A 17,780-nucleotide genomic window follows, 5' to 3' on the forward strand; every position below is an offset into this window, starting at 1 on the left:
GTGGCAGGGTGGGACGTATGTGCGGACGGTATGCGTCGAGTCGTAAGGCCGAGGATCTCGCAGGAATCTTTGAGATCGAAAAATGGGATCCGACGGAGGCGCTGGCTCCTGACTGGAACGTGGCGCCGACGAAGTCGGTGTACGTGGTGTTGGAGCGTCCTGTAAAGGACGCCGAGGATCCTGCTCCGGTTCGGCAGTTGCGGACGGTGAAGTGGGGGCTGGTGCCGTCCTGGGCGAAGACGCCCGAGGGCGGGGCGCGGATGATCAACGCGCGGGCGGAGACGGTGCACGAGAAGCCGTCGTTCCGGCGGCCCTTTGTGGCGCGGCGGTGCATTGTTCCCGCGGACGGCTATTACGAGTGGGTGACCGCTGCCGAGGAGCGGGAGCTGGAAGTTGAGGGGAAGAAGAAGCGGGCGCGGAAGCAGCCGTATTTTGTGACGCCTGCTGATGGGTCCGTGATGGCTTTTGCGGGGCTTTATGAATTTTGGCGGGACCGGACGCTGCCTGACGATCATGAGCTGGCGTGGTGGGCGACCTGCACGATCGTGACGACCGAGGCGGAGACGACGCCGCTGGCGGGGTACGGGGGGTCTGGGCCTGCGTCGTTGGCGGAGATTCATCCTCGGATGCCGTTGATGCTGCCGCAGGAGCGGTGGGGGGCTTGGCTCGATCCTTCGTTGACCGATGCGGAGGAGCTGCGGGGGTTGTTGGTGCCGCCGGGGGGTGGGCTGGTGCGGGCCTATCCGGTCGCGACGGCTGTGAGCAATGTCCGTAACAACGGGGCTGAGCTGGTGAATGAGCTGGAGGGGCCGGAGGTCGGGACGTTGTTCTGAGGGTGCGGGTTTGTGTGGGGTGCGCACGGCCTGGCGGCCGCGCGGTGTTACCCACCCGCACCACCCGTGCGGGTAAGAGGGTTGGGTGCGGGTCTTCCTGTGGGGTGCTGAGCGCCGTTGGCGGGTGCGGGTTGGTGGCACGGGCCTGACGGCCGTGCGGGGTGGGCGTGGGGCCGGCTACCGTGCGGGACTGGCGGGGGCTGAGCGCCGTTGGCGGGTGCGGGCTGTGCACGGGCCTGGCGGTCGGGCAGGTGCTGCTGGCGGGTGCGGGGCTTGCCGTCGTGCGGGTTTGGGCGGCGGGTTTGTGTGCCGCCTTCCGGCTTGCGGCTGGGGCTGGGCGGCAGGATGGGGCCCGTGAGTCGCGTCGAGAGTGTTGAGACCGTTGTTGGGGAAGCTCGCGTCACCTGGTTTCCCGCGAAGAAGGCCTGGCTTGTTGTGGGGCTGGGGCATGGGGCCGGGGGTGGGATCGATGCCCGCGATCTGCAGGCCCTTGCCGGGGTGCTGCCTGCGCTTGGTGTGAGCGTTGCGCTGGTGGAGCAGCCCTGGCGCGTTGCGGGGAAGAAGGTTGCTCCCGCTCCCAAGACGCTGGACGTCGGGTGGCGTGGGGTGTGGCCGCTGCTCGAGAAGCCCGGGCTTCCCGTCGTCGCCGGGGGGAGGAGCGCGGGGGCCCGCGTTGCCTGTCGGACCGCCGGTGAGTTGGGGGCCTGCGGGGTGCTTGCTCTGAGTTTTCCGCTGCATCCGCCCGGGAAGCCCGAGAAGTCCCGGGCGGAGGAGTTGCTCGGCGCGGGCGTACCCACATTGGTCGTACAGGGCGGGAACGATCCCTTCGGGAAGCCCGGGGAGTTCCCCGACGGGGAGTTCGGGCTGGTGGAGGTGGGGGGTGGTGATCATGGGTTCGCCGTGCCCAAGCGCGGGGCCCTGACCCAGGAGCAGGCTCTGGACGTCATTACCGACGGAGTCTCCGAGTGGGTGCGGATGCTCCGGGAATGTTGAGCGCGGGACCACTGTTGTGGCGGACATACAGAGTCTGAGCAAGCTCGAACGTGGAGAGGGAGTCCGTCGCATGGGTTCGACCATCTGCCCGCGCCGCCCGCAAGCCGCTGACCTGGAGTGGACGGTGCTTTCGGGGGCCAAGACCGCTTCCGTTCGGGCGGCGGACGGGATGGATGTTCGTCTATCCTCCGATTCGAGTGGGTCCGCATTCGGGCCCGCCATGTCGTTGGAGGAGGTGGGTCCGGTCACTGGTACCGACACAGGGACCGAAGACGGCCACGCGGAGGAGACGACCGCCGAGCGCAACGCGCGCTTCGAGCGGGATGCTCTCGGGTTCCTCGACCAGATGTACTCGGCTGCGCTGCGTATGACGCGTAACCCCGCCGATGCCGAGGACCTGGTGCAGGAGACGTACGCGAAGGCGTACGGGTCCTTCCACCAGTTCCGGGAGGGGACCAACCTCAAGGCGTGGATGTACCGCATCCTGACCAATACCTTCATCAACTCCTACCGCAAGAAGCAGCGCGAGCCGCTGCGCAGTGGTGCCGAGGAGATCGAGGACTGGCAGCTCGCGCGCGCCGAGTCCCACATGTCGACCGGGCTCCGGTCGGCCGAGTCGCAGGCGCTCGACCACCTGCCGGACTCGGACGTGAAGGAAGCGCTGCAGGCGATCCCGGAGGAATTCCGCATCGCCGTATATCTCGCGGACGTAGAGGGCTTTGCGTACAAGGAGATCGCAGACATCATGGGGACACCCATCGGAACGGTGATGTCCCGACTGCACCGCGGCCGCCGGCAGCTGCGCGGCATGCTCGAGGACTACGCCCGTGACCGCGGGCTGGTTCCGGCGGGCGCCGGAGAGTCGGACGAAGCGAAAGGCTCGGGCTCATGAGCTGCGGAGAGCCGCACGAGACGGAATGCTCCGAGGTCCTGGACCATCTCTATGAGTTTCTTGACCATGAGATGCCCGACACGGACTGCACCAAGTTCGAAGTGCACTTTGACGAGTGCTCGCCGTGCCTGGAGAAGTACGGCTTGGAGCAGGCCGTGAAGAAGCTGGTGAAGCGGTGCTGCGGCAGCGACGACGTACCCGCGGACCTGCGGTCCAAGGTCATGGGGCGGATCGATCTGATCCGGTCCGGGCAGGCTGTGCCCGAGCAGGACGTGACCGTGGCGAGCGCCGATAAGTCGGCTGCTGCCAAGGAGTAACTGCCGGTTTCGGTAAGGGATTTGAGAGGCCGTGACGCTTGCGTTGCGGCCTCTCTGCTGTTTTCTGTCACCCGAAGGGGCTGTCCGTCGCCCGAATCGGCCCGCGAGTGGCTGCCGCGCGCCTATTCTCACCGACCTGTACGAGGAAAGGGTGAGGAGAGGGTGAGGGCTGATGCGGGGACTGCCTGCAGGGGCGCGCGTGTATGTGGTGTGCGCCGTGCTGGGGGCTCTCGCGTGCGCCCTCCCGGCGTACGCGGACGGCCGCACGCCGTGGCGCGCCGTCGCCCTGCTCGCCGCGCTGTACGCGGGGTGCGAGCTGCTCGGCCGCCGGTCGCTCGGGGCCGGGTCCTTCTTTCCCGTACTGCTGGCCGCGGCCCTGCTGCTGCCGCCTGCCGCGGCCGCGCTGGTCGCTGTGCCGGGGGCGCTCGTCGGGAGGGTCGAGGACCGGCCGTACGCGGTGCGGCGCGTGTGGCGGGCGGCTCAACTCGCCCTGGTCGTATGGGTTTCCGGGCATGTGTGGGGTGTCGTGGGGGTGCGGGGGGCTGTTGAGTTTCCGTACGTCCTGCTGCCCGCACTCGCCACCGCCCTGGCCTTCTGTCTGACCCTGACCCTGCTGGACGGCGGGATCCGCGCCACCGCCAAGGGGGCACCTCCCGTGCCTTTCGGGCTACGGGGGAGGCTTCCGGTGCGGACCGCCTGGCGCGGGCTGCTGCTGCCCTCGCTCGCCCCGCACGCCGTGCACGGGCTCGCGGGGCTGATGATGGCCGTGCTGTGGCGGAGCGTCTACGGGCCGGGGGCGGCGCTGTTCGTGCTGCTGCCCATGTACATCTCCAGCTGGGTCTTCGCCCAGTACCACCAGGAGCGGGCCGCCCATCAGGCCACAATTCGCGCTCTGGTGCAGGCAGTTGACATCAAGGACCAGTACACGCGCGGGCACAGCGAGCGCGTCGGGCAGGCCTCCGCGATGATCGCGCGCGAGCTCGGGATGGACGGGGAGCGGCTCGAAGTGCTGCGGTTCGCCGGGATCCTGCACGACGTGGGGAAGCTGGGGGTGCCGACTCGGCTGCTGCGGAAGGACGGGCCGCTGACGCCCGAGGAGCGGCGGGTCATCGAGCTGCATCCCGAGTACGGGCACGAGATGGTGCGGGGGATCGGGTTCCTGGGGGAGGCGCGGGCGGCGATCCTTCATCACCATGAGCGGCTCGACGGGAGCGGGTATCCGTACGGGCTCGCGGGGGAGCAGATTCCGGAGTTCGCGCGGGTGGTGGCGGTTGCGGACGCGTTTGATGCGATGACGTCCACCCGGTCTTATCGGCGGGCTCGGCCTGTGGAGGCTGCGGTGGAGGAGCTTCGGCGGTGTGCGGGGGTGCAGTTCGATCCGGTGATGGTGGATGCGTTTGCGCGGGCGCTGGGGCGGGAGGGGTGGAGGCCCGTTGTCACCGCTGACGAGGGGGGTCATGTGCCGGGGGCGCGGGTGGCCAGTGGTGAATCGCTGACCAGCGTCGCGGCTGTGCCCACCCGTTCCGCCCTGCGGAACGATTGCCCACAGGGTAGGGGCGAGCAGGGTGGGCTCGGATGACGGCGCCTCTTGTCGTGCGGGTTGTTTATGTTGCCGCCGGGCTGCTCACCGTTCTTGCGCTCGGGCGGACCCTCTGGCACGGAGTCGTCGAGCCCGGGGCCGCCCTCGCCTTTGGCGTGCTCGTCGCCGTCGGGGAGCTCGTGCGGCGCGGGGAGATGGATCGTGAGCCCGCCCCGCTCGGGGCCGCCGGCGCCCTCGCGTACGCGCTCCTCGGGCAGGACGGCGGGCGGGCCACCGGGCACGGTGTCATGCAGGTCGTGGCCGTCGTGGTGGCCGGGGCCCTTGTCGGGGCCGTGCCCCATGTGGCGCTGGGGCGGGGGCCCCGGCTCGACCACATGGCCCGGCGCGTGCTCACCGTCGGCTTCGCCGCGGTCTGTTTCCAGCCGCTGTACAACTCCGGGCGGCTGGGGCAGTGGGTCGGCGACGGGCCCGCGTACGCCCTGGTGCTGCTGCTTCTGCTGGCGCTGACCGCCCTCTGCGACGCCGTCCTCGCCGCCGCGATGGCCAGGGCCCGCACCCGCTATCCGTACGGCCCGATCCTCCGCGACGAGCTGCGCGCCCTCATCGGGATAGGTTCCGCGGTCTGCGCCACCGGGGTCGTGATGGCGCTGGGGGTGGCCGTCGCCGGGCTGTGGGCGCTGCCCGTCGTCTCCGTACCGCTGCTGCTCACCCAGCTCTCCCTGCGCCGCTACGCGCTCGTACGGACGACGTACGCCCAGACCATCACCTCCCTCGCCCGCGCCACCGAGATCGCCGGTTACACCCCTCCCGGGCACGCCCGCCGCGTCGCGGCCCTCAGCCGGGCCGTGGGGCGCGAGCTTGGGCTCTCCGAGCCGGAGCTGACCGTCCTGGAGTACGCGGCCCTGATGCACGACATCGGGCAGCTGTCCCTGGTCGATCCCGTGCCCGACGGGGCCACGGAGCCGCTCCCCGCCGCCGAACAGCGCAGGATCGCCCTGCTCGGCGGGGCCGTGGTCCGCCAGACCGGGGTGGACGCGGAGGTCGCGGTCGTCGTGGAGCGGCAGGCGGACCCCTACCGGGACCAGCCACTGGCCGCCCGGATCGTGCGGGCGGTCAACGCGTACGAGGACCTCGCGGGGGGAAGCGGAGGGGTGGGCAGCCCCCTTTCGGCCCTGGAACGGCTGCGGCTCGGGACCGGGCACGACTACCACCCGGCGGTCGTGGAATCACTGGCTCATGTCCTGTCCAGGGGCGGAGTCACCCCCGTCCCGCCTGGGTAACCACTGGGTAATGAGCGGGCATCCGGCCGGGCATGGTTGGATGCGAAGAGAGGGTGTCCGGGGGCTGTGACCTCAGCCTGGAAACGACCGGCAGGCGGGAATCGTGAGGATCTTCGGGAAGGTACGGCATCGGCCCTCCGCCTCGTGGCGGCAGGCCACCGACCGCGCGTTCACGCTGATCGGAGACGGTCGGTACGAAGACGCGGGAGCGCTTCTGACCCGGGCGGCGGACCTGGAACCGTGGCTGTCCGAGTCCTGGTTCAACCTCGCCCTGCTGCACAAGTTCCGGCACGACTGGGACCAGGCGCGGGCCGCGGGACTGCGGGCCGTCGCGCTCCTGGACCGGGAGACCGGGGCCCCCGACTGGTGGAACGTCGGCATCGCCGCCACCGCCCTCCAGGACTGGCCCCTCGCGCGGCGGGCCTGGCAGGCGTACGGGCTGAAGGTGCCCGGCGTCACCGCGCCCAACGGGGAGCCGGTCGGCATGGACCTGGGCTCCGCCGCCGTACGCCTCTCCCCCGAGGGCGAGGCCGAGGTGGTCTGGGGCCGGCGGCTCGACCCCGCCCGCATCGAGATCCTCTCCATCCCGCTGCCCTCCTCGGGGCGGCGCTGGGGCGAGGTCGTCCTGCACGACGGCGTACCGCACGGGGAGCGGCTTACGGCCGCGGGCCCGTCCTTCCCCGTCTTCGACGAGATCGAGCTCTGGGCCCCTTCCCCCGTCCCCACCTGGGTGGTCCTCCTGGAGGCCGCCACCGAGGCCGACCGGGACGCCCTGGAGCGGCTCGCGGCGGACGCGGGATTTGCCGCCGAGGACTGGTCGTCGTCCGTACGGCTGCTCTGCCGGGCCTGCTCGGAGTCGAAGATGGCCAGCGACGAGGGCGACGGCGAGCAGCACCTGGACCCGCACGACCACAGCGAGCCGGGACACCCCGGACCGTACGGGCACCGTACGGCGGGCGAGCTCTGGTCCCCCGAGCGCGAATGCGGCATCGCGGCGCCCGCGGGACTGGTGCGCGGGCTGCTCGACGGGTGGGTCGCGGACTCGCCGGACAGCCGTGAGTGGCGTGATCTGGAAGAAGTCTGCTGACGGCTGCGGCCGCCGCTGCCCGTAGGCTGTACGGGATCGAATTCGGGTTTTGAGGAAGGTTTACGGCGGACATGGCGCAGCAGGAGACGGACCAGCAGGCCGAGCAGCAGGTCAATGACGGTTTCGTCGTGGACACCGAGGACTGCGAGGCGCGCGAGGAGGCCTACCGCGCACGCGGCACGGCCCGCCCCATCACGGTCGTCGGGAACCCGGTCCTGCACAAGGAGTGCAAGGACGTCACGGAGTTCGGCCCCGAGCTGGCCCAGCTGATCGACGACATGTTCGCCAGCCAGAAGGCCGCCGAGGGCGTGGGCCTGGCCGCCAACCAGATCGGCGTCGACCTCAAGGTCTTCGTCTACGACTGCCCGGACGACGACGGCGTGCGCCACACCGGTGTCGTCTGCAACCCGGTCCTGGAGGAGCTCCCCGCCGACCGCCGCGTCCTCGACGACGGCAACGAGGGCTGCCTCTCCGTCCCGACCGCCTACGCCGAGCTGGCCCGCCCCGACTACGCGGTCGTCCACGGCCAGGACGCCGAGGGCAACCCCATCAAGGTGCGGGGGACGGGGTACTTCGCGCGCTGCCTGCAGCACGAGACGGACCACCTGTACGGCTACCTCTACATCGACCGTCTGTCGAAGCGCGACCGCAAGGACGCGCTCCGGCAGATGGAAGAGGGCACGCCGCGCTACGAGACTGTGCCGAACGCCTGATCTGTTACGCGGCCGGCTCCGTCACGCGGAACGTGCGGCGGTAGGCGTTGGGCGTCGTGCCGAGCGTGCGCAGGAAGTGGTGGCGCAGGCCGGCCGCCGTGCCGAAGCCCGCGCGGCCCGCGATCGCGTCCACCGTGTCGTCGGAGCCCTCCAGCAACTCCTGGGCGTACAGCACGCGTTGGCGCAGGAGCCAGCGGTAGGGCGTGGTGCCCGTCTCCTGCTGGAAGCGGCGGGCGAAGGTGCGCGGCGACATGTGCGCGCGGGCGGCGAGCTCCTCCACGGTCATCTCGTCCTCCAGGTGCCGCGACATCCAGGCGAGCACCTCGCCGACCGTGTCGCACCGCTCCATCGCGGCGAGCGGGCGCTCGATGAACTGGGCCTGGCCGCCGTCGCGGTGCGGCGGGACGACCATCCGGCGGGCGATGGCGTTGGCGATCTGGGGGCCGTGCTCCTGCCGTACGAGATGGAGGCAGGCGTCGATCCCTGCGGCGGTGCCCGCGGAGGTGATGATCTGGCCGTCCTGTACGTACAGGACATCGGGCTCGACGGCCGCCCGCGGGTACTGGCGGGCGAATTCCTCGGCATGGTGCCAGTGCATGGTGCAGCGGCGCCCTTCGAGGAGGCCCGCCGCGGCGAGCACGAACACGCCGGAGCAGACGCTCAGGACGAGGGCCCCGCGGTCCACGGCGTGGCGCAGCGCGGCCAGGAGCTCGGGCGGGAAGGTGCGGGAGGAGAAGTCCCCGCCCGCGGGGACGACGATCAGGTCGGCCTCCTCCAGGCGGTCGAGGCCGAGCGCTGTGGTGATCGTGAAGCCGGCGTGCGTGGACAGGACGGGGCCGTCGGCGGAGACCACCGCGAAGTCGTAGACGGGCAGCCCTTCTTCGCTCCGGTCGATCCCGAACACCTCGCAGGCGACGCCGAGTTCGAACGGCTGGACCTTGTCGAGCAGCACCACGGCGACGTTTTTCAGCATGGATCCAGTGTGGCAGTAATTCGAGGTTGCGTGACGGTCCTGCCACTCATTTTTCGGGCCGCAGCGCGGGAAAGTAGACGCATGGACAACTTCCTGAACTACCTGACCGTCATCGCCGTCTTCGTCCTCATCGCCCTGCCGTCGCTGGTCGGGGTCGCCCGCGACCGGCGCATCGACCGGCAGATCGCACGGGCCGCCGCCGCTCAGCGCAGCTCGGACCGACCCGGGGTCTCGTACGAACTCTCCGCCTGAGCCCGGGGCGAGGCCATGTCGAGCAGCACCATGGCGTCGTACGCGGGGCTTCCCGGCTCCGCGTGGTACGCGATGAGCCGCTGCTCCTCGGTCCTGGCGAGGGTCATCGACTCGTACCCGAGGGTCACGTCGCCGACCTCGGGGTGGTGGAACCGCTTGTGTCCGTCCACCCTCGCCTCCACGTCGTACTGCTTCCACAGCCGGGCGAACTCCGGGCTCTTGACGGCCAGTTCGCCCACCAGCTCCACCAGGTCCGGTGCGTCGGCATACGTACCGGCCATCGCCCGCAGCCGGGCCGCGACGCCCGGGGCGAGCTTCTCCCACTCCGGGTAGAGGGCGCGGGCACCCGGGTGCAGGAAGAAGAACCGCAGGATGTTGCGCTGCCCGGCCGGCCACTCCTCGATGCCGGCGAGCAGCCGGTAGCCGCCGGGGTTGGCCGCGAGGATGTCGTTGGTGCGGCTGACCACATAGGCGGGGTTGGGCCGCAGCGCCTCGAGCAGCTGGTGCACGCCGGGCCGCACGGTCCGCGCCGGTACGGGTTTCCGCCGCTCGGGGGCGCGCTGGGCCGATGCGGCCGCGAGTCCGCGCAGGTGCTCCTGCTCGTCGTCGTTGAGCCGCAGGGTCGCGGCGAGCGCGTCGACCACGGCCGGGCTGGGGCGGGTCTCCTTCCCCTGCTCCAGGCGCGTGTAGTAGTCGATGGACACCCCGGCGAGCGTTGCCAGTTCCTCGCGCCGCAGCCCCGGGGTGCGGCGCAGGCCGATGCCCTCGGGCAGGCCCACGTCGGAGGGGGTGACCCTGGCCCGGCGGGCGCGCAGAAATATGCCGAGTTCGCTCATGAACGCCATTGTGGCCGACGCGTGTCGGCCGTGGGGGGCCCTGGCACACCCAGGAACAGTGCGGTCTGCCGGGGCGGCCCTCCCGGAACCAGTGTTGCGGCCATGGCTACCGACACCGCACCACAGACCGCACAGACCGCACAGACCGGACGACCCCAACTCGCCTCCCCGGGACCGGTCCTGGCCGCCTCCCTCATCGGCTTCTTCGTCATCGCGCTCGACGCGCTCGTCGTGAACGTGGCACTGCCCGCGATCGGTGACTCCGTCCACGGCGGCATGGCCGGACTGCAGTGGGTGGTCACCGGCTACACCCTGATGTTCGCCGCCCTGATGCTCTCCGCGGGCTCGCTCTCCGACCGGATCGGCGCGAAGCGGGCGTACGGGAGCGGGCTCGCCCTCTTCACCGCGGCGTCCGTACTGTGCGGCCTGGCCCCGCAGTTGTGGCTGCTGGTCGCGGCGCGGATGGTCCAGGGCGCGGCGGCGGCCCTGATGCTCCCCGCCTCCCTCGCCCTGATCCGCCAGGCCTACCCGGACACGGCCCGGCGGGCCCGCGCGATCGCGGTCTGGACGACGGGCGGGGCGGTCGCGGCAGCGGCGGGGCCCGTCGCCGGGGGGCTGCTGACGGGGCTCTGGGGCTGGCGGACGATCTTCTTCATCAACGTCCCCGCGGGCGTGGTGGGCCTGCTCCTCCTCTCCCGTACGGCACGCTCCCCGAAGCGTCCGGCGCCGCTCGACCTGCCGGGGCAGCTGACCGGGGCGCTGACGCTCGCGTCCCTCACGTACGCGGTGATCGAGACGAGCCTCGCCGCGCTGGCCGTGACCGTGCTCGCGGCGGCCGCGTTCCTGGCGGTCGAAGCGCGCCGGCCGAACCCGATGGTGCCGCTGGGCCTCTTCCGCTCCCGTACGGTCTCCCTCGCGGTCGTCGCGGGCTTCGCAGTGAACGGTGCCTTCTACGGCGCGATCTTCCTGCTCTCGCTCTCCTTCCAGGAGGGGCGCGGCCAGTCGGCGCTCGCCGCGGGCCTGATGTTCGTCCCGATGACGGCGGTGGTCGCGCTGGTGAACTACTTCGGCGCGGTACGGCTGACGGCACGCTTCGGCCCCCGCACGATGATCGCGGCGGGCCAACTGGGCACAGTGGCCGGGCTGTTGGCGCTCCTGGCGACCGACTCCCACACCCCGGCGGCCCTGGTCTCGGCCCTGATGATCCCGGTGGGCTTCGCGGGAGCCCTGGCCGTGACCCCGCTGACGGCCCTGCTCCTGGACAACGTCCCGGCGGACCGCGCGGGCACGGCGGCGGGCGTCTTCAACACGGCGCGCCAGGCGGGGGGTGCGGTGGCGGTGGCCGCGTTCGGCTCGATGGCACTCCGTACGAGCCTGCTGGTGGCGGCGGCCGCGCTGGTGGCGACGACGGTTGCCACGATTGCGCTGCTCCGGCCGATCAAGGGGCGCTAGGCTGCGCTCTCCACAATGCGGAGGGGGCATCACAGAACATGCGCATACGTAAGAGATCGGTGTGCGCGGCGGCATCGAGTGCGGTGGTGATGCTGGCGCTGGGGGCGTCCACGGCGCACGCCGAGGGCGAAGGCGACATCCGGGTCATCAAGACCGTCGTCAACAACGGCGGCAACGTCATCGTCGGCGTGCACGACGTGAAGCGGTTCTCGGTCGTGTTCACGGTCCGGGACAACTCGGGAGTGAAGAAGCTGACGCACGCCGCGGTCTTCAACACCTCCAACGGTCTGGACTCGGAGGACTGGATCGGCAACACCTGCAAGAAGTCCAGCAAGACGACCTCCGTCTGCACCGAGACCTTCGAAGTCCACCCGGACTGGTTCAAGGACTCGCTGCCGGGACGGGACCCCAATCTGCTGGCGGGGACCTGGCAGGTGAACGCGACCGTGTCGGCCAATGACGGCAACTACTGGATCCACGACCGGCTCGCCCTGTTCGACTTCAAGCGAGCGTCGGTCCTCACCACGGACGCAGGACCCGAGCCCGTCTCCAAGGGCGGCAAGCTCACGGTCAAGGGGCGTCTCACGCGGGCCAATTGGAGCGACCTCAAGTACCACGGCTACATCAACCAGACCGTGAAGCTCCAGTTCAAGAAGGCCGGAACGAGCTCGTACAAGACGGTCAAGACGGCGAAGACCAACTCCACCGGCAGCCTCAGCACCACGGTCACCGCGACCTCGGCCGGCACCTGGCGGTGGGCTTTCTCCGGTACGCACACGACGATGGCGGTCAACTCGGCCGGCGACGGCGTGGCACTGCGCTAGCCGTACGGGCGGGGGCAGTCGTGGCCCCCACCCGTACGTCCGGTCGCTCGGGGCTACGCGTAGTCGCCCGTCGCCCCGTCGATCAGTTCACGCACGATGTCCATGTGGCCCGCGTGCCGGGTCGTTTCCTCGATCATGTGGACCAGGACCCAGCGCATGGACACCGTCTCGCCGTCCCAGGACGTGCCGAGACCGTCCAGGCCGACCTCGTTGACCGCGAGGTCGGCTGCTGCGCGGGCGCGGCCGTAGAGTGCCACGATGTCGGCGGTCGTCTCGTCGGGGCCGACGGTCAGGTCGTTCTCGGGGTCTCCCAGTGGTTCCGTCTCGCGGCCGAAGGTCCCGCAGAACCAGCCGTACTCGACGTACGCGAGGTGCTTGACCAGGCTGAGGAGGTTCGTTCCCGACGGGGTGAGCGGGCGTCGTACCTGCTCGTCGTCCAGGCCTTGCAGCTTCCAGAGCACCACGTCGCGGTGGCGGTTGATGCTGACGAGGAGGGTGTCCTTCTCGGGACCGGCCAGGGGAGGTATGCGTTTCACCATGCGGGGACGCTAGCAGCGAGGAACGGGATCAGCGCGGCGTTGAACCGGTCGGGCTGTTCCACGCCCGGGAGATGGCCGGCGCCCTCGATCACCGCGAGCGTGGCATGCGGGACCAGGCGGTGGAGGGACTCCGCCGTGGCGACCGGTGTGTAGACGTCGTCGGCGCCGACCAGGATGAGCACGGGGGCCGTGACCGCCGCGAGCGTCTCGCCGTAGTCGGGGCGTTCCGCGCGGCCGCGCAGGGCCGCCGCTGCGCCTTCGGGGTTGGTCGTACGCATCATTGTCAGGACGTGGGCGGCCGCGTCCGGGAGCGCGGTGACGTTGTACGCGGCGAGCATCTTGTCGATCACCTCGGCCGCGTATCCGTCCATGCCCTCCGCGAGGAGCCGGTCCGCGAGGGTGTTACGGAATGCCTTGCCCTCCTCGGTCTCGGCGGCCGAGGAGGTGTCGGCCAGGACCAGGGCCAACACCCGGTGGGCGTACCGGCGTTGGAACTCCATGGTGATCTGGCCGCCCATGGAGACCCCGCCGATCACGGCGCGCTCCAGGCCCAGATGGTCGAGGAGGGCTGCGAGGTCGTCGGCGAAGTCGGAGAGGAGGACCTTGCCGGGGGTGACCGTCGAGTCGCCGTACCCGCGCAGGTCGGGCGTGATGACCCGGTGGCCTGCCGCTGCCAGGGCCTGCGCCTGGGGCGTCCAGAGTGTGCGGTTGAAGGGGTGCCCGTGGACCAGGACGACGGGCAGGCCCGATGCCGGGCCCAGATCGTCGTAGTGGAGCGTGGCGCCGTGGGCGGAGAAGTCGTTCATGCGGCGCACTGTAAGTCGCGAAGGGGCGGCCGGGCGCGGGGATTTCCGCGTCCGGCCGCCCCTTCCGCGTCCTAGAAGTCGTCGTCGAAGGAGACCGAACCCTCGACCGCGACCTGGTACGCCGACGGGCGGCGCTCGAAGAAGTTGGTCAGCTCCTGGACACCCTGCAGCTCCATGAAGGAGAACGGGTTCTCCGAGCCGTACACCGGGGCGAAGCCCAGGCGCGTCAGGCGCTGGTCGGCGACGCACTGGAGGTACTCGCGCATCGACTCGGTGTTCATGCCCGGCAGACCGTCACCGCACAGGTCGCGGCCGAACTGCAGCTCCGCCTCGACCGCCTCCTTGATCATGTCGGTGACCTGCTGCTGCAGCGCGTCGTCGAAGAGCTCCGGCTCCTCCTTGCGGACCGTGTCCACGACCTCGAACGCGAAGTTCATGTGCATGGTCTCGTCGCGGAACACCCAGTTGGTGCCGGTCGCCAGGCCGTGGAGCAGGCCGCGGCTGCGGAACCAGTAGACGTAGGCGAAGGCGCCGTAGAAGAACAGGCCCTCGATACACGCCGCGAAGCAGATCAGGTTGAGGAGGAAGCGGCGGCGGTCCGCCTGCGACTCCAGGCGGTCGATCTTCTCGACCGAGTCCATCCACTTGAAGCAGAACTGGGCCTTCTCCTTGATGGAGGGGATCTCCTCCACCGCGTCGAAGGCGGCCGCCCGGTCCTCCGGGTTGGGGAGGTAGGTGTCCAGGAGCGTCAAGTAGAACTGGACGTGCACCGCTTCCTCGAAGAGCTGACGCGAGAGGTACAGGCGCGCCTCGGGGGAGTTGATGTGCTTGTAGAGCGTGAGGACCAGGTTGTTCGAGACGATCGAGTCGCCCGTCGCGAAGAACGCGACCAGTCGGCCGATCATGTGCTGCTCGCCCGGCGTCAGCTTCGCGAGGTCGGCCACGTCGGAGTGGAGGTCGACCTCCTCGACCGTCCAGGTGTTCTTGATCGCGTCCCGGTAGCGCTCGTAGAAGTCCGGGTAGCGCATGGGGCGCAGGGTCAGCTCGAAGCCCGGGTCGAGGAGGTTCTTGTCGGCGTTGGTGGAGCTCATTACTGGCAGGCCTCGCAGGACTCGGGGTTTTCCAGGGAGCAGGCGAGCGCTTCGGCGTCGGTGACCTCAGGGGCCTGCTGTACGGGGATGGGGGTGGACTTCGCCGCTGCCCGGGCGATCTTGGTGGCCGGGCGCGAGCGCAGGTAGTACGTCGTCTTGAGGCCCTGCTTCCAGGCGTACGCGTACATCGAGCTCAACTTGCCGATGGTGGGCGTCTCGAGGAAGAGGTTCAGCGACTGCGACTGGTCGAGGTACGGGGTGCGCGCCGCCGCCATGTCGATCAGGCCGCGCTGCGGGATCTCCCACGCTGTGCGGTACAGGGCGCGGACGTCGGCGGGGATCCAGTTGAAGTCCGCGACCGAGCCGCTCGCCTCGCGCAGCGCCTCGCGGGACTGGGCGTCCCAGACGCCGAGCTTCTTCAGGTCCTCGACCAAGTAGGCGTTGACCTGCAGGAATTCACCCGAGAGCGTCTCGCGCTTGAAGAGGTTGGAGACCTGGGGCTCGATGCACTCGTAGACGCCGGCGATCGAGGCGATCGTCGCGGTCGGAGCGATCGCGAGGAGCAGGGAGTTACGCATTCCGGTCGCCGCGATACGCGTGCGCAGGGCGTCCCAGCGCTCCGGCCAGGTGGGCGTGACGCCGTAGTGGTCGGGGTGCAGGACGCCGCGGGCCGCGCGGGTCTTCTCCCAGGCGGGGAGGGGGCCGTTGCGCTCGGCGAGGTCCGCGGACGCCTCGTACGCCGCGAGCATGATCCGCTCGGAGATCTTGGTGGACAGGGCCTTCGCCTCGGGGGAGTCGAAGGGCAGGCGCAGCTGGAAGAAGACGTCCTGCAGACCCATCGCGCCGAGGCCCACCGGGCGCCACTTGGCGTTGGAGCGGCCCGCCTGGTCGGTTGGGTAGAAGTTGATGTCGACCACGCGGTCGAGGAAGGTGACCGCGGTGCGGACCGTCTCGTCCAGGCGCTCCCAGTCGATGTCGCCGCCCACGACGAACGCGCCCAGGTTGACCGAGCCGAGGTTGCAGACGGCCGTCTCGCCGTCGTTCGTGACCTCGAGGATCTCGGTGCAGAGGTTCGAGGAGTGGACGACCGTGCCGGGCTCGGCGGTCTGGTTCGCGGTGCGGTTCGAGGCGTCCTTGAAGGTCATCCAGCCCTGGCCGGTCTGCGCGAGGGTGCGCATCATGCGGCCGTACAACTCCCGGGCGGGGATGGTCTTCAGGGCCAGTCCGGCCGCCTCCGCCTTGCGGTACGCGGCGTCGAACTCGTCGCCCCACAGGTCCACGAGCTCGGGCACGTCGGCCGGGGAGAAGAGCGACCAGGTCGCGTCGGCGTCCACGCGGCGCATGAACTCGTCGGGGATCCAGTGCGCCAGGTTGAGGTTGTGCGTACGGCGCGCGTCCTCACCCGTGTTGTCGCGCAGCTCCAGGAACTCCTCGATGTCCGAGTGCCAGGTCTCCAGGTAGACCGCGGCAGCGCCCTTGCGGCGGCCGCCCTGGTTCACCGCGGCGACCGAGGCGTCGAGGGTCTTCAGGAACGGGACGATGCCGTTGGAGTGGCCGTTCGTCCCGCGGATGAGGGAGCCGCGCGAGCGGATGCGGGAGTACGAGAGGCCGATGCCGCCCGCGTGCTTCGAGAGGCGCGCGACCTCGTGGTACCGGCCGTAGATGGAGTCCAGCTCGTCCAGGGGGGAGTCCAGGAGGTAGCAGGAGGACATCTGGGGGTGGCGGGTGCCGGAGTTGAAGAGGGTGGGGGAGGACGGGAGGTAGTCCAGGCGGCTCATCAGGCGGTAGAGCGCGGCCACTTCGTCGACCGCGCGGGCCGACTCGTCCTCGGCGAGGCCGGAGGCGACCCGGAGCATGAAGTGCTGCGGGGTCTCGATGACCTTGCGGGTGATGGGGTGGCGGAGGAGGTAGCGGCTGTAGAGGGTGCGCAGGCCGAAGTAGCCGAAGCGGTCGTCGCCGGCCGTGTCGATCAGCGCGTCGAGGCGGGCGAGATGGGCCTCGACGAAGGCGTGCGTACGGTCCGCGATCAGGCCCTCGTGGTGGCCGACGGCCACGGAGGTCGAGAAGGACGTGACGCCCTGGGTGGCCGCCTCCTCCGCGATGGAGACGGTGAGGAGACGGGCGGCGAGCCGGGAGTAGGCAGGGTCCTCGGAGATCAGGCCCGCGGCCGCCTCGGTGGCCAGCTCCCGGAGTTCGGCCGTGTCCGAACCGGCGTGCCGGCCGCGGAGTGCGGCGGCGGCGACGCGGCCGGGGTCGGTGTCGGGGAGGTCGGCGGTGAGGTCGGTCAGGGTCCGCAGCAGTGCGGTTCCTGGTCCATCGGCGTCCTGCTCTGTGCCGCTGGTGATGGTGGCAGCAGGTGCAGTGGGCGCAATGGTCACGGTGCGCTCTCCCTCGCTCGGCAGGCGGGCCGGCGGAGGCAACACGGGTGCGTACGGGGGCGCGTCGGGGCAGCACTCCGTACAGCATCCGCAGGCCCAACCGCGAGGCCCGGACGTCTTGCGTCCGCTTCGGGTGAAGCGGCGCGTGCTGGCGGCAGGTATTCGGACTTAACACACCGTTGCGGGACAGTTCCGGACTCACACCGGATTCCCCTGCGACGACAGCGAGCACGAGCATACATGTGGGGGGCGCTTGATGTGGCACCCCCCATATGTTGTGTCGGGTCGCGTCAGAGCTTCAAGCTGTACGTCAGCAAAGAGACGTTGGGGACAGGGGCCCAGTCGCGCTCCGGGGTCCTTGTGAAGCCCAGGCGGTGGTAGATCCGGTGGGCTCCGAGCATGGTTCGCTGCGTCGAAAGAACGAGGTTTTCGACGTGGGAGGCGGCTCGGGCGCGGTCGATGCAGGCGCGTACGAGAGCCTCGCCGACGCCCTGACCGCGGGCGTCCGGGGCGACGGCGAGTGTCCGGAACTCGGCCTCGTGCGGGCCGGCGATGTCGGCCCAGGGGCTGCCGGGCGGGGCGTAGGTGACGCCGCCGAGGAGTTCGGTTTCGCGTACGGCTACGAGGACTTCCGCGCCGATGGCGCGGGCGGGGACGTCGCGGAGGGTGTCGAGGTAGGGGTCGTCCTCGCCGAGGTCGAGGAAGCCGGCGTGGAGGTAGGCCGCGGCGGTGAGGTCGCCGAGGGGTTCGTACTCTTCGGGCTCGGCCCGGCGGATGGTGAGGTCCATGGGGGTCAGTGTGCGGGGTTCGGCGGGGCCGGGGCGCGGGGGTTTTCCCCGATCCGGCCCCCCTCGCCCCGGGGTGCGCGGCCCCCAACTCGGGGGCTCCGCCCCCGGACCCCTGGTTTTGCGCCTAAACCGGCGCCGCTCTCGCGGAGGTGGTTGGCGTGGGTGGGGGTTACTCAATGGCCGCTT

18 protein-coding genes and 1 riboswitch are annotated in these 17,780 nt (G+C 70.4%); of the genes, 11 read left to right on the forward strand and 7 right to left on the reverse strand.

The window, feature by feature from the left end; all coding sequences use genetic code 11:
• Window positions 1–17: 17 nt before the first annotated feature.
• The 8 genes from OG707_RS26655 (at window position 18) to def (ending at window position 7,655) form a co-directional block, all read left to right on the forward strand.
• On the forward strand, window positions 18–833 hold the full coding sequence (locus OG707_RS26655; RefSeq protein WP_329122570.1) for an SOS response-associated peptidase: 816 nt from the start codon (window positions 18–20) through the stop codon (window positions 831–833).
• A gap of 354 nt (window positions 834–1,187) precedes the next feature.
• Entirely contained in the window at window positions 1,188–1,826 is a 639-nt protein-coding gene (locus OG707_RS26660; protein ID WP_329122572.1) for an alpha/beta hydrolase family protein, read from the forward strand.
• A 235-nt stretch (window positions 1,827–2,061) separates the two neighbouring features.
• Complete coding sequence (locus OG707_RS26665) at window positions 2,062–2,718, forward strand: sigma-70 family RNA polymerase sigma factor (RefSeq protein WP_206969350.1); 657 nt, start codon at window positions 2,062–2,064, stop codon at window positions 2,716–2,718.
• Complete coding sequence (gene rsrA, locus OG707_RS26670) at window positions 2,715–3,035, forward strand: mycothiol system anti-sigma-R factor (RefSeq protein ID WP_329122575.1); 321 nt, start codon at window positions 2,715–2,717, stop codon at window positions 3,033–3,035. The genes OG707_RS26665 and rsrA overlap by 4 nt, the downstream gene beginning before the upstream one ends.
• Window positions 3,036–3,207: 172 nt before the next feature.
• Window positions 3,208–4,614, forward strand: a complete 1,407-nt coding sequence (locus tag OG707_RS26675; RefSeq protein WP_329122577.1) for an HD-GYP domain-containing protein — start codon at window positions 3,208–3,210, stop codon at window positions 4,612–4,614.
• Window positions 4,611–5,855: an HD-GYP domain-containing protein gene (locus OG707_RS26680; RefSeq protein WP_329122579.1), complete on the forward strand. Its 1,245-nt coding sequence runs from the start codon at window positions 4,611–4,613 to the stop codon at window positions 5,853–5,855. Before OG707_RS26675 ends, OG707_RS26680 begins: the two co-directional genes overlap by 4 nt.
• Window positions 5,856–5,958: 103 nt before the next feature.
• Window positions 5,959–6,942: a tetratricopeptide repeat protein gene (locus tag OG707_RS26685; RefSeq protein ID WP_329122581.1), complete on the forward strand. Its 984-nt coding sequence runs from the start codon at window positions 5,959–5,961 to the stop codon at window positions 6,940–6,942.
• Between the two features lie 71 nt (window positions 6,943–7,013).
• Entirely contained in the window at window positions 7,014–7,655 is a 642-nt protein-coding gene (def, locus tag OG707_RS26690; protein ID WP_329122582.1) for a peptide deformylase, read from the forward strand.
• Window positions 7,656–7,659: 4 nt separating this feature from the next.
• Here def and OG707_RS26695 read toward each other — a convergent pair whose 3' ends face one another.
• Complete coding sequence (locus tag OG707_RS26695; protein ID WP_329122584.1) at window positions 7,660–8,628, reverse strand: GlxA family transcriptional regulator; 969 nt, start codon at window positions 8,626–8,628, stop codon at window positions 7,660–7,662.
• Window positions 8,629–8,709: 81 nt separating this feature from the next.
• Between OG707_RS26695 and OG707_RS26700 the strand changes: the two genes are divergently transcribed.
• A complete protein-coding gene (locus OG707_RS26700) occupies window positions 8,710–8,880 on the forward strand; it encodes a hypothetical protein (protein WP_329122586.1) in 171 nt (56 codons plus the stop codon).
• Here OG707_RS26700 and OG707_RS26705 read toward each other — a convergent pair.
• A complete protein-coding gene (locus OG707_RS26705) occupies window positions 8,832–9,716 on the reverse strand; it encodes a helix-turn-helix transcriptional regulator (RefSeq protein WP_329122587.1) in 885 nt (294 codons plus the stop codon). The genes OG707_RS26700 and OG707_RS26705 overlap by 49 nt on opposite strands.
• Window positions 9,717–9,818: 102 nt before the next feature.
• Between OG707_RS26705 and OG707_RS26710 the strand changes: the two genes are divergently transcribed.
• Window positions 9,819–11,168, forward strand: coding sequence for an MFS transporter (locus tag OG707_RS26710; RefSeq protein ID WP_329122589.1), 1,350 nt, complete (start codon window positions 9,819–9,821; stop codon window positions 11,166–11,168).
• 38 nt (window positions 11,169–11,206) lie between these two features.
• Window positions 11,207–11,992 carry a hypothetical protein gene (locus tag OG707_RS26715; RefSeq protein ID WP_329122590.1) on the forward strand — a complete coding sequence of 262 codons (786 nt, stop codon included), beginning with the start codon at window positions 11,207–11,209 and terminating at the stop codon, window positions 11,990–11,992.
• 53 nt (window positions 11,993–12,045) lie between these two features.
• On the opposite strand, the gene OG707_RS26720 is transcribed toward OG707_RS26715, so the two are convergent.
• From OG707_RS26720 to OG707_RS26740, 5 genes are all read right to left on the reverse strand, one after another.
• Window positions 12,046–12,531 (reverse strand): DinB family protein, encoded by a 486-nt coding sequence (locus OG707_RS26720; RefSeq protein ID WP_329122592.1) that lies wholly within the window; start codon window positions 12,529–12,531, stop codon window positions 12,046–12,048.
• Window positions 12,525–13,337: an alpha/beta fold hydrolase gene (locus tag OG707_RS26725; RefSeq protein ID WP_329122595.1), complete on the reverse strand. Its 813-nt coding sequence runs from the start codon at window positions 13,335–13,337 to the stop codon at window positions 12,525–12,527. The genes OG707_RS26720 and OG707_RS26725 overlap by 7 nt, the downstream gene beginning before the upstream one ends.
• A 71-nt stretch (window positions 13,338–13,408) precedes the next feature.
• Window positions 13,409–14,428, reverse strand: coding sequence for a ribonucleotide-diphosphate reductase subunit beta (locus OG707_RS26730; protein WP_329122597.1), 1,020 nt, complete (start codon window positions 14,426–14,428; stop codon window positions 13,409–13,411).
• Window positions 14,428–16,806: a ribonucleoside-diphosphate reductase subunit alpha gene (locus tag OG707_RS26735; protein WP_329122599.1), complete on the reverse strand. Its 2,379-nt coding sequence runs from the start codon at window positions 16,804–16,806 to the stop codon at window positions 14,428–14,430. Before OG707_RS26735 ends, OG707_RS26730 begins: the two co-directional genes overlap by 1 nt.
• A 136-nt stretch (window positions 16,807–16,942) precedes the next feature.
• Window positions 16,943–17,048: riboswitch (cobalamin riboswitch) on the reverse strand.
• Between the two features lie 48 nt (window positions 17,049–17,096).
• Window positions 17,097–17,594 carry a GNAT family N-acetyltransferase gene (locus OG707_RS26740; RefSeq protein ID WP_329122601.1) on the reverse strand — a complete coding sequence of 166 codons (498 nt, stop codon included), beginning with the start codon at window positions 17,592–17,594 and terminating at the stop codon, window positions 17,097–17,099.
• Between the last annotated feature and the right edge of the window lie 186 nt (window positions 17,595–17,780).

The sequence above is a fragment of the Streptomyces sp. NBC_01465 genome (assembly GCF_036227325.1).
Classification (GTDB): domain Bacteria; phylum Actinomycetota; class Actinomycetes; order Streptomycetales; family Streptomycetaceae; genus Streptomyces.